Origin of the sequence: Kaistella gelatinilytica, assembly GCF_015679325.1 — a bacterium.
GTDB lineage: Bacteria > Bacteroidota > Bacteroidia > Flavobacteriales > Weeksellaceae > Kaistella > Kaistella gelatinilytica.
In genome coordinates this window covers 1521928-1534245 of the sequence record NZ_JADPVI010000001.1, presented here as the reverse complement: position 1 = coordinate 1534245, position 12318 = coordinate 1521928, and the positions used below count along the sequence as shown (strand labels likewise).

Annotated in this window: 12 protein-coding genes; 7 read left to right on the top strand and 5 right to left on the bottom strand. The window is 36.7% G+C overall.

Features of this window, described 5'->3' with window-relative positions:
* The first annotated feature begins 80 nt into the window (after positions 1–80).
* From IV494_RS06895 to folK, 3 genes are all read left to right on the top strand, one after another.
* Entirely contained in the window at positions 81–749 is a 669-nt protein-coding gene (locus tag IV494_RS06895) for an FAD-binding oxidoreductase (RefSeq protein ID WP_196079398.1), read from the top strand.
* Positions 750–828: 79 nt separating this feature from the next.
* On the top strand, positions 829–1548 hold the full coding sequence (locus IV494_RS06890; protein WP_196079397.1) for an SDR family oxidoreductase: 720 nt from the start codon (positions 829–831) through the stop codon (positions 1546–1548).
* A 66-nt stretch (positions 1549–1614) separates the two neighbouring features.
* A complete protein-coding gene (folK, locus tag IV494_RS06885) occupies positions 1615–2376 on the top strand; it encodes a 2-amino-4-hydroxy-6-hydroxymethyldihydropteridine diphosphokinase (RefSeq protein WP_196079396.1) in 762 nt (253 codons plus the stop codon).
* Between the two features lie 180 nt (positions 2377–2556).
* On the opposite strand, the gene IV494_RS06880 is transcribed toward folK, so the two are convergent.
* Positions 2557–2883, bottom strand: coding sequence for a hypothetical protein (locus IV494_RS06880; RefSeq protein ID WP_196079395.1), 327 nt, complete (start codon positions 2881–2883; stop codon positions 2557–2559).
* A gap of 357 nt (positions 2884–3240) precedes the next feature.
* Here IV494_RS06880 and IV494_RS06875 point away from each other — a divergent pair, with 357 nt between their 5' ends.
* Positions 3241–3681: a leucine-rich repeat domain-containing protein gene (locus IV494_RS06875; protein ID WP_196079394.1), complete on the top strand. Its 441-nt coding sequence runs from the start codon at positions 3241–3243 to the stop codon at positions 3679–3681.
* The gene (locus IV494_RS14860; protein WP_317192995.1) at positions 3682–5058 is read left to right on the top strand and encodes a leucine-rich repeat domain-containing protein; all 1377 of its coding nucleotides are present in this window, start codon (positions 3682–3684) and stop codon (positions 5056–5058) included.
* A gap of 125 nt (positions 5059–5183) precedes the next feature.
* Here IV494_RS14860 and IV494_RS06865 read toward each other — a convergent pair whose 3' ends face one another.
* The 4 genes from IV494_RS06865 to IV494_RS06850 form a co-directional block, all read right to left on the bottom strand.
* Positions 5184–6371 (bottom strand): threonine synthase, encoded by a 1188-nt coding sequence (locus tag IV494_RS06865; protein ID WP_196079392.1) that lies wholly within the window; start codon positions 6369–6371, stop codon positions 5184–5186.
* Positions 6372–6605: 234 nt separating this feature from the next.
* Positions 6606–7358 (bottom strand): acyl-CoA desaturase, encoded by a 753-nt coding sequence (locus IV494_RS06860; RefSeq protein ID WP_196079391.1) that lies wholly within the window; start codon positions 7356–7358, stop codon positions 6606–6608.
* A gap of 108 nt (positions 7359–7466) precedes the next feature.
* On the bottom strand, positions 7467–8762 hold the full coding sequence (tyrS, locus tag IV494_RS06855; RefSeq protein ID WP_196079390.1) for a tyrosine--tRNA ligase: 1296 nt from the start codon (positions 8760–8762) through the stop codon (positions 7467–7469).
* A gap of 278 nt (positions 8763–9040) precedes the next feature.
* A complete protein-coding gene (locus tag IV494_RS06850; protein WP_196079389.1) occupies positions 9041–10270 on the bottom strand; it encodes a serine hydrolase domain-containing protein in 1230 nt (409 codons plus the stop codon).
* Positions 10271–10481: 211 nt separating this feature from the next.
* On the opposite strand from IV494_RS06850, the gene IV494_RS06845 reads away from it, so the two are divergent.
* Complete coding sequence (locus IV494_RS06845; RefSeq protein ID WP_196079388.1) at positions 10482–11405, top strand: mechanosensitive ion channel family protein; 924 nt, start codon at positions 10482–10484, stop codon at positions 11403–11405.
* 119 nt (positions 11406–11524) lie between these two features.
* Positions 11525–12250 (top strand): sterol desaturase family protein, encoded by a 726-nt coding sequence (locus tag IV494_RS06840; RefSeq protein WP_196079387.1) that lies wholly within the window; start codon positions 11525–11527, stop codon positions 12248–12250.
* The last annotated feature ends 68 nt before the right edge of the window (positions 12251–12318 follow it).

Below are 12318 nucleotides of genomic sequence, written 5' to 3'. Positions count from 1 at the left end.
AAGGTCTTTACTTTAGAACTTCGAAAATGTAGCCCTGCGAAAGGAATTTTTATTGTACTTTTATAACTAAATAAGCAGTCATGTCGCAAATTACCCATATTAAATCGATTGAACATCTTACCCACGATGTTTTGCGTGTGGTTCTTGACAAACCGGAAGGATTACATTATATTCCAGGACAGGCGGTGGATATTTCACTGAACAAACCGGAATGGAGCGAGAAGAAAAACTGTTTTACATTTACTTCTTTACCAGACGATGATCATATCGAATTTACGATCAAAACCTATCCGGAGCATCATGGGATGACCAATGAGTTGCTTTCTTCAAAACCGGGCGATGAGGTTTTAGTTTATGATCCTTTCGGAGATATTTATTTTAAAGGAGCTGGCATTTTTATTGCTGGTGGAGCGGGAGTGACGCCGTTTATCGCAATTGTGAAAAATTTAGCACAACAAAATAAACTGAACGGAAATAAACTGCTCTTTGCAAATAAGGAAAAAAGCGATATTATTTTAGAGGATTATTTTTCTTCCGTTCTTGGTAAAAATTTTATCAATGTTTTATCAAAAGCGGAAATTGACGGTTATGAACACGGATATATTTCGGCTGAATTAATTAAAAAGTATTCAGATGAAAATCTAAAATATTATTATCTCTGCGGACCTCCAGCGATGATGGATGCGGTTGAAGGTCAATTAAAATCATTAGGGATCGCAGAAGAATTTATAGTGAAAGAAGGTTTTTAGACCTATTTTTAGTCTTTTAATTTCATGATGCTCAAGTTAGAAAATTTAACTTGAGCATTATTTAGCCCCAAAAATAATTATGAAAAATTATGCTCTAGTAACCGGCAGTGCCGACCGAATTGGAAAAGCCGTTGCCATTCATCTGGCCAAGCAAGATTATAATTTGGTTTTGCATTACAACTCTTCCAAAGAAAAAGCCGAAAAATTAAAAAATGAGATCGAATCTATCTACAGCGATCTGAAAGTGGAATTGCTGCAAATAAATTTTTTGAAAGAAAATGATTTTGATCAGATTTTCAAGGATCTGCAAAAGAAAAAAATCATCATCGATATTTTGGTGAATTGTGCTTCCGATTTTATTCCGTCTAATTTTGAAGAGCCGGGAAGCGAACTTTTTGACAAGGAAATGACGATCAATTTTAAAATTCCTTATCTTCTTACCAAAGCCTTCGCGAGTGTTTTCGGTAAAGGAAATATCATTAATTTCGTAGATACCAAAGTGACAAAAAACAGTACGGTTCATCTCGATTATATTTTGAGTAAAAAATTATTGAAGGATTTCACGAAAATTTCAGCCTTAGAACTGGCGCCAAATATAAGAGTGAACGGGATTGCTCCGGGATTAATTCTGCCGCCACCAGGAAAAGATGAAAGCTATTTACTAAATTTGGCTAAAGATATTCCTTTGAAAACAGTGGGTAATTTAGAGGAGATTTTAAAAGCTTTTCAATTTATACTGGACAGTTATTTTTTCACCGGTCAGATTTTATACATTGATGGTGGCGATCATCTGGTCTAAAAAATTAAATTTTAAAAATTCGAATTTGCTTTTAAAACAGCAATAAAAATAATAATTCAGAAAAATATGGGATCAAATTACAATCCGAAATTATCGATAGTCCGCGTAGAAAATCTACGTCTTCGAGCATTTATTGGTTTCATCGACTGGGAAACTGAAAAGTTGCAGGATGTTATCATTTCTTATTCCTTTAAATACGATACTTCAATGGCTTCTGAAACAGATGATGTAAAGCACGCCGTTGATTACAAGAAAATTACGAAAGGAGTTATTGATTTTGTAGATCATAAAAGTTTTCATTTGATCGAAGCTTTGGCGGAAAAGATATACGATCATATCCAAACTTCAGGTGCTCCTTTGCAGGATATTTATGTAAAAGTAGAAAAGCCAAATGCTTTGCGCTTTGCCGATAATGTGATGGTTCAAATTGATGGTACAGATCGCTACAATACTTCAGTTATTGCTCTCGGTTCTAATATCAACTCCGAAGAAAATTTTAATAAAGCTTTGGATCATCTGCAGCAATTTGGCTTTATCATGCAGCGTTCGGCCTTTATAAAAACCAAACCGCTAAAATTTGAAGACCAACCGGAATTTCTAAATGGAGCAATCCTTTTTCATACCAAAAAAAGTTTATCTGAATTAAAAATGCATCTCAAACAAATCGAAGCATTATTAGGAAGAGTAAGAACCGAAAACAAAAATGCGCCGCGTGAAATCGATCTGGATGTTACGACTTACAACGGTTTTGTTATCGATGAAGATGTGGCTGAATTTCCTTTTCTGATCGACTTTGTGCAGCAATTACAACCGGAAATTAAATTATAGAAATTACTTGAATGACCGTTTTTATTCTGTTTAAAAAAGTTGTTTCTTCTAGTTTTTTACTTGTTAATTATTTTGGTAATAAGGATTTCGAAAGATTAAATCATCAATATATTTAGACTGCAAACAAAAATTCAACCCAAAATATGGGTTGAATTTTTTTTGAAAAATAATTAAGAATACTTATTTAGTTTCTTTTTTTACATAATCTTTAGTGTCTTCGTAGCTGTCTTTTACAGCATTTCCTGTATTTTTCGCAGCTTTCTTCGTCCATTTTGTGCTGTTTTTGGCAGCTTTTTTTGTCCACTTTGCGCCTTTTTTAACACCTTTTTTGGTAGCGGTTGCGCCTTTTTCAGCAGTTTTAGCGGTCCATTCTGCACCATCAGAAATACCGTCTCCTACTGCTTTCGCATCTTTCTTTACTTCCTGTTTTACAGTTGGCGTTTCCTGTGCTGAAACTCCAATTGATAGTAGAATAAGGGCGGCTATTGATAACAATTTAGTTTTCATACTTTATTTTTTAATTATTGATAATGATCTGTCACAAATCAAGCCACACCTTTTTTAATATTATCATTAACTAAAGTTTAACATAAACAGCTTATCGAACTCTTTCAAATTTCGTCAATCAACGCTTCCAAGCATACTTAAAATTTGAATCACAAATCTTCGACATCGGAGTTTTTTATTTTGTTTTCCGAATTAATTGCTAATCCCTGCAATCGAAGTAGATTTTAAGTTCATTGGAAAAGTTTTTTATCGTTTGTTAAACTAAGTTAATTTATTTCAGATAAAGCGTTCATTATTAAATAATTAATTCTTTTATTTCCTAGCTTTGCTTATTATAAAACACAAAAATTAATTATCATGTATAAAAAATTACTTTTGTTATTTGCTGTGTTAAGTTTTAGTATAGCATCAGCTTTTACGGTGAATGGCGTCAATTATAATATTACCAGTGCAACAACTGTAGAGGTTGGAAATAATGCAGGGTACAATGGCGCATTGATTCTGCCGTCGACCGTAAGTGACGGCGGCACAACGTACGCTGTAACTTCTATAGTAAGCAGTGCTTTTAATTCGTGTTTAAATTTAACTTCCGTTGTCATCCCAAATTCTATAACTGCCATAGGGTCTTACACTTTTTACAGCTGTATCGCTTTAACCGCTGTTACAATACCCAATTCTGTGCTTTCTATTGGAGATAATGCTTTTGCGAACTGCTCAATTTTACCTTCAGTTATTTTACCGAATGCTCTGACTTCGATCGGTGCCTTTGCTTTTGCGTACTGTCCTTTATTAAGTTAGATAAATATTCCTAATACTGTTACTAAAATAGGAGAGAGTGCGTTCAATGCTTGCAGCAGTTTATCCTCCATCAATATTCCGAATACGGTTACTTCTTTGGGTATATCTGTTTTTTATAATTGTACCGGATTAACCTCGGCAAATATTCCAAACACACTCACATCAGTTAGTGACAATCTGTTTTACAATTGTTTAAATTTGAACGCCATCATCATTCCAAATACCGTAACTTCCATCGGAAATTATGCTTTCGCATATTGTTCTAAATTTACCGCAGTTACTATTCCAGCAGCTGTTACTGTTATTGGAGAAGGCGCTTTTCAATTCTGTACAAATTTAACTTCTGTTCTTATTCCTACTAATGTTGAATTTATAAGACGTCTCACTTTTAATCAATGTACTCATTTAACTTCGGTTACTATTCCAAATACGGTTACCTCCATTGGCGAAAGTGCATTTAGTTATTGTACTCAATTACCGAACGTAAATATTCCTAATTCTGTGACTTATATTGGGGCGACTGCTTTTAGCAATTGCGCTGCTTTAACTGGTGTAGTTATACCAAATTCGGTTAATTTTATTGGAGCCAGTGCTTTTGCAGATTGTGTGAGTTTACAATCCGCAAAAATTTCAAATACAGCTGGTTCGGTTGGCGATTATGCTTTTGGTGGTTGTAGTAATTTACTCTCCGTAATTATTCCGGACTCTGTTACCAATCTGGGGTCTTTTGCTTTTTACCTGTGTACTAAATTAAATACGGTTACAATAGGGAATTCCGTGGTTTCGATCAGACCCAGTACATTTAAAGGGTGTGCTCAGTTAACTGCCGTAAAAATTCCAAACTCGGTTACTTCAATTGGCGAAAGAGCTTTTGAAGATTGTACTGGTCTGCTTTCCGTTACCATTCCAAAATCCGTGACTGCTATTGAAGATTTTGCTTTTAGCAATTGTATAAATTTAAATTCTATAACCTGCGCAATCGTTACTCCTTTGGTGATCAATGCTCTTGTTTTTCAGGCAGTAAATCAATCTGTATGTTGTTTAATAGTTCCTGCAGCCAGTTTTGCATCTTATCAGTCGGCACTAATCTGGAAAAATTTTCTATTCACCTGCGGCGTTTTAAATACAGATAATTTCAATACTAAAAATAATTTGAAACTCTATCCCAATCCTGTCGAAAATAACTTGTTTGTAGAGGTGACCAGCGCTGCTAAAACCGATATAACGATCACAGATGTAAGTGGAAAGATAATTATTCAAAAATCTATTATTAATGGAGTAAACAGCATTGATACAAGCAGTTTGCCTGCAGAAGTTTATTTTATTAAAATATCTTCAGGTGAAAACAGTATTACAAAAAAGTTCATTAAAAAGTAAACTAGAACAATCGTTTTTAAATAGAAAAAAGGTTCGCGTGATGTGAACCTTTTTTTGGAGCAAATTTGAACTTGAGATTACTATGAAAAATAAAAATCCCGCTCTTAGAAATAATATATATATTTCTAACTTTCAATTTTGATATTTTCCAGATATTTGTAACCGGTTCCTGTATTGAGAAACAGTACTTTTTCATCAGGTAAAATCCAGTGCTTATCGCACAATTGTTTGTAAGCTTCCCAGAGCGCTGCACCTTCCGGCGCGGCTAAAATCCCTTCTCGTAAAGCAATTTCCTTTAAAGATTTTTCAATAAGATGATCATTGATGCTTAAAGCCGTTCCATTACTTTCGCGCAAAATTTGCAAAATTATTTTTGAGGCGTACGGTTTTGGAACGCGAAGTCCGTTGGCAATCGTAAATCCATTATCGATCGCTTCAGAATCCATATTTTTATTCAGAAAAGCCTTCGTAATCCCGTCGCAACTTGTAGATTGCACGGCAACCATTCTCGGGCGTTCATTCCCGATCCAACCCATTTTTTCCATTTCATTAAAAGCTTTCCAGATTCCTACAATTCCCGTTCCGCCACCGGTTGGATAAAGCAGCACGTCCGGAAGTTGATAATCGAATTGCTCAGCGATCTCATAACCCATCGTTTTTTTTCCTTCTGCGCGATAAGGCTCTTTTAAAGTAGAGATTTGAAACCATCCATTTCTAAGGGAATATTGATCGTTCATTTTTCCACAATCAGAAATACTGCCATTAACTTCTATTAGTTCGGCACCATAAAGCCGGCATTCATCTTTGAAAATTTTTGGAGTATCTCTCGGCATAAAAACATGCGCTTTTAAATTTCCTTTGGCACAGTACGCTGCTAAAGCTCCACCTGCATTTCCAGCAGTCGGAATGGAAACATCGCTAATTCCCAGTTCCTTTGCTTTTGATAATGCTGCGCTGATTCCGCGTGCTTTGAAAGAACCGGTGGGATTTCCGGATTCGTCTTTCCAAAAAATCGGTCGGTTTTCCTTATGCTTTAAATTGGAGAATTTTAAAAGTGGAGTTTGACCTTCCCCCAGAGAAATAATATTTTTAGAATTTTTTACGGGTAAAACGCTGCTGTATTTCCACATACTTGAATCATTCTGGTCGAAAATATCAGTACCAGCACCCCTCGCAATTTTATAATTTGCAAATAGAGTAGAACTGCATTGATTACAGACCGTTTGTACGACGCTGCCCGAGTGGAGTTCCCCGCAAGCAGGACATTGTAGATTTTCAAAAAGAGAATTGGTGGAAGTGAGGGTTTTTAACATGACACAAATATTATTTCATTATTCAAAGGTATTAAACCGAAGTTTAAAATACCTGCGATGAGACGAAAAGCTATTGGTTTAGAACAGAAAATGTTTCGTTTTATTTAAAATGAAGTCATAAACTTTTATAATTTATTTCAATTTAGATGTAGGGAGAAAACTTTAGATTTAAGAAGCGTATGTAAAAATCAAAAAAAACCGTCCCGCCAATAATGACGAAACGGTTTGTATTTTTTAATGCTCTCTTCTTACGACCTCAACTGGATTCAATCTGATCAGTTTCATTTTGTCCAGCAAGATCATGATCTGATACGTAACATCCATTTCGTGCCATCTTACGCCACCGAAATTAGCTCTTCCGCCGTGTTTGTGGTGATTATTGTGATAAGCTTCACCCATCATTAACCAGTCGAACTTCAACAGGTTTTTCGAGGTGTCAGAAACTTTGAAGTTCGTATACCCATAAATGTGTGCAAACCAGTTGATGATCACACCATGGATCGGCGCCATCATGTAAGCGACCGGAAGCAAAAGCCACTGCCACCAAGCAGTTGCGAAAAAGTAGAAAAATGCGGTGTAAGCAACTGCCCAACCGATCCGGGAAATCCATGAACTCGCAAACTTGTCAAAACCTTCCCATTGAGGAACATTCTTCGTGAATTTTTCTTCTATAATTGCTTTCTGACTGTTGATATCAGCGTAGATTTTCTTTGTGCGCCACATCATTGAAAATAAATTATCGTCGTATTTTGGGGAATGCGGATCTTTTTCGGTGTCTGCAAAAGCGTGGTGCATTCTGTGCATTACGCCGTATCCGTACGCGGAAAGATAGTTTGATCCCTGCGTTACCCAGGTTAGAATGAAACACAACTTTTCTCCGAATTTCGACATTTTAAAAGATTGATGCGCCGCGTAACGGTGCAGGAAAAACGTCTGGAAAAACAGTCCGGAATACCAGAGAACGATGATGAATATGATGATTGTCATTGATGTAATTATTTGGTGTAAAGATATACGAAATACCTCTGAAATTAGATTGATAGCACAAATTTAACGCTGTTCTACATACTAATTTATATCATGTTTTATGTGTCTTTAGATCGCTTTCACGATGAAATAATTTTTCTTTCCTTTTTGTAAAAGAAGAAATTTTCCGTCGATGAGGTCTTTTTCTGCGACTTCAAAAGTTTCGTTTACTTTTTCTTTATTAATGGAGATCGCGTTGCTCGTCAATTCTCTTTTTGCTTCTCCTTTTGATTTTAAGAAACCTGATTTATCCGAGATCAAATCAATTACATTGCTGCCTAGAACTTCAGATTTTGAAAGCTCTTTTTGGGGAACGCCATCGAAAACTTCTAAGAACGTCGCTTCATCTAAGTTCACTAGATCTTCTGCGGTTGAACGCCCGAATAAGATCTCAGAAGCTTTCACCGCTTTTTCAAATTCCTCCTGATCGTGAACCCAAACGGTCACTTCTTCGGCTAATTTTTTCTGTAGTTTTCTTTCGTGCGGCGCGGTTTGATGATCTGCAATTAATGCGTCAATTTCTTCTTTGCTTAAAAAAGTATAGAATTTAATGAATCTTTCTGCATCAACATCAGTTGCGTTCACCCAAAACTGGTAGAATTTATATGGTGAAGTTCTCTTCGGATCCAACCAGTAATTTTCACCGGCTTCCGATTTTCCAAATTTTGAACCATCTGCTTTTGTAATTAATGGAACTGTTAAAGCAAAAGCTTCGCCCTGAACTTTTCGTCGGATCAATTCTGTTCCCGTGGTGATATTTCCCCACTGATCAGAACCTCCCATTTGAAGTCGTACGTTTTTCTCTTTGTATAAATGCAGAAAGTCGTAACCCTGTAATAACTGGTAAGAAAATTCGGTAAAACTCATTCCTTCTGCGCCGCCTTCACCGGTGATTCTTTTCTTCACCGATTCTTTCGCCATCATATAATTTACGGTAAGGTTTTTACCGATATCGCGAATAAATTCCAGGAAAGAAATTTCTTTCATCCAGTCGTAATTGTTCACTAATTCTGCGCTGTTCGCTTCAGTACCGTCAAAATTTAAGAATTTGGAAAGTTGTCCTTTCAAACAATCAACATAATGGTTTAAGGTATGTTCATCTAAAGCATTTCTCTCATTAGATTTGCCGGAAGGATCACCGATCATCCCCGTTGCACCACCAACTAAAGCGATAGGTTTATGACCGTGCTGCTGATAATGCGCCAGAACTTTGATGGGGATCAAACTTCCGATGTGCAACGAATCTGCGGTCGGATCAAAGCCTATATAAGCCGTGGTCATTTCCTTGTTCAGTTGTTCTTCGGTTCCGGGCATCATGTCGGCAAACAAGCCGCGCCATTTCAGTTCTTCAATAAAAGCGTTCATTATCTAGCAATTTTTTCAGGTGCAAAGATAGGGATTTTGGCGGGAATTTTTTAAGTGAGTTTGTGGATGTAGTAGTACGAATTATAACTCCGCGCGATCTCTTTCGGTGTTTAATTATCAGATGAACTTGATTTTAGAATAAATCTTTTTTGATGCGAAAATATACGCCCCGACCTGAGTGGATCCCGATGTAAAATCGGGAGGGAACGGAGGGCGGATCAAGGCGCCAAAATAAAATAAAAATGCAATACAATGTTGAAAATTTTTCTCTTATTATTTTATGGATAACCAATCGCTTCTCTTCCCACAATCCCAGCTTTTACGAGGGCTTGCAGACATTTTCCGAGGGATTGATTGCCATCTGTTAAATCCCAGTAAGGAATCATGACGATGAGAGAAACATCTGTTTTTGGATCATACATCATTGATGAAAGATAACCTTCTGTTGCGCCATTGTGACCGTAACCCAAAATTTTGTTGTTCGTACAACCTAATCCGTAATGAGTTTCAGCAGTATTTGCAGGACCTTCACTGTTTTGCATCAGCGTAACCATTTTTTTGGTCAGAACATTTTCGCCTTTCATCATGGTTCTGATGTAGCGGTTGAGCTGATCCATAGTTCCAACGCCATTTCCTTCTGCAACGTGCGGCGACGCATTGATCTTATCAGTAATCCTGGTCTTAGTCGGGTATTGAATCATTCCCGTAACATAAGGCGAAGGTAGTTGCTGATCGGTATCTTGATCCACAAAATTGAAATTTAAGGGAACTTTTGCATTTGCGCCATATATTTTATCTTTCAAATAATCGCCGTAGGTTTTAGCTTTTCCGGAACGGGCACTGTAAACGCGTGCAATAATTTCTCCCAGGATCGTGTAACCGGTGTTGGAGTAATGGTAAATGACATTCGGTGCGCCATAACTCAACTTATTGATGGTGACTTGGTTCACCAATTCTGTGGAAGTAAACTGATGATCTGGGGAATTTTTGAGCGTATATTCGACATAAGGATTATCGCCACATCCAGGAACATCGTCGTTGCTCACATCATAAACTCCGGCATTGTGCTGCAAAAGCTGCTTGATGGTAATTTCATCCTTGTGAGGAATTGCCCAAGCTGCAGCATTGGGAACGTAAGTTTCCGATGAGGTTGGAATTTTGGAAATTATTTTGTCGTCGATATTAAGCCAGCCATCCTGCATCATATTTAGAATTGCAGCTGCGGTAAAATTTTTGGTGTTGCTCGCAAAGCGAAAATAAGTATCTTTAGAAATGGCTTTCCCGTTTTTCCCGGGCGAACTTGTAAAATAAGTGCCTTTTGGACTTTGCAAAAGAATGCTGATCGAAGGAACGTCGTGTCCCAGTTCTTTTTCTAAACTGATTCTTACATTAGAAATTGCATCATCTAATTTCTGCTGCTTAGTGTTTTTATGAACTAAATTAAAGCTTGTCAGCGTGAGTGCGGTGAGAAGGGCAAAAGAGAAGAGAAGTGTTTTTAAAGTATTCATCGTTAGTGTTTTATAGTACTCAAAGTTAAATAAAAAACTGCAACTTACTTTTGTTTTAAATGCTCAAGGTTTGACCTGTTCAAAATTACAATTCGATAACTTTTGGATCGAATCTTTGATGTCTATTATTGTAAAGATCAAAATTGATCAAACACTTAGGCAAAGTATTTGAGTATATTTTCGTTTTGTCTTTAACCCCGAATAAAACTTTATGGAAAATCAACATAATAAAAAATGGGTCACCATTTATGGCTCAGTTGCGGTTGCGCTTATCGTGATCTATTATCTCGTCAATTTGCCGATCTTTATTTCCTGGGAACATTATATTCCATTTGTAAGGAAGCTGAGTTTGAGTTTATTTTTAATTGCAGTTATTTTCCTCCTCAGTAAATTAATTGAAAGGCTCATCAACAGTCAAAACCATATTGAAGGTGACCGTTATAACCTTTTGCGGATCGTAAGGTTTCTCGCCATTGTTTTCAGTTTGATCGTTGCGGCGTCCTTTTTATTTCAAAATTTATATGCTGCAGCCGTAAGTTTCGGTTTGATTTCTCTGGTTTTAGGATTTGCCTTGCAAGCGCCGATCGCCTCTTTTATTGCGTGGATCTACTTGGTTTTCCGACGTTCTTATTTGGTTGGAGACCGAATTCAGATCAAAGGTTTCCGTGGAGATGTGGTAGAAATTAATTATCTCGACACCTCAATTTTGGAATGCAGCGGAGATTATCTGGGGAATGACAGACGAAGCGGCAGAATTATTCGGTTTCCGAACAGTTTGATCTTGCGTAAAGAGATCATTAATTATTCCGGACCTCTGATTCCTTTTATCTGGAATGAAACTGCGATTCAAATTGCGTTTTCGAGCGATCTTCAATTTGTGGAAGATTGTTTACTGGAAGCAGCGCGGAAAGATTTTAAAGCGCAATACCCACACTACGAGATGCAAAAACATACGCAATGGGAACCTTCCGTTTATTTCAGAAATAATATTTATGCCTGGATGGAAGCAGTCATCAGTTATCCGGTGGAGCCTGCAGATACGACAGATCGCAGAAACCGAATTTTAAAATTAGCCTTGCCAATACTGAATGCAGCTCCCGAAAAAGTCAAATTTCCTGAAGGTGTTGCGCGATAATCAAAATGAAGGGTTCGATTTTTGCTGCAAAGTGGTAAATAATAGGTAGCTTTAAAGATATAAAATAGCTTAATTTTTTTGTCTTATTACATACGGTTCATCATTCTTTTTAGGTAAAAATGGGAGATTTCATAGGATATATATTCGTTTTTTTCGCGATCCTGCTGATTCGTTATTTTACGACCGCAGGCTTTTTCTATGCTTATTATTCTAAAGTAAAGGACAATAAAACTGATAAAAAAATTCTTAGTCAAAGACCTCTAAAAAAAGAACAGGTAGAAAAGGAGATTTACTGGAGTATTATTTCATCCGGTATTTTTGCATTTTTTGGCGCTATCACCTACTGGCTTTATTTGCATCATTTCACCGCTATTTATCTGAGTCCTGCTGAATATGGAATCTGGTATTTGCCATTGAGTTTACTGATCGTTTTGTTACTGCATGAAACCTATTATTACTGGGTTCACCGCGCCATGCATTTCCCAAAAATTTACAAAGTGGTGCACAAGGTTCATCATCAAAGTTTAAGCACAACACCGTGGACTGCCTTTTCTTTCCATCCCTGGGAAAGTATTATTGAAGCTTTAATTGTACCCGTTATTTTAATGGTCGTTCCGGTAAATATTTATGTTTTGCTTTTCTATTTGATATTGATGACCTTCAGCAGCATGATCAACCATTTGGATATCGAGGTTTATCCGGAATCTTTTCGAAAAAGTGTTTTCGGAAAATTATGGATCGACGCGACGCATCATCATTTTCATCACAAAGAATTCAATACGAATTACGGATTGTATTTTACATTCTGGGATAAACTGATGGGAACAGAAAGTCGGAAGATGTAGTTTCGGTCATCAAAATATTTCAAACTTTTCCCGGAATCTTTGAGGGATTAATATTAAATTTAATTTTT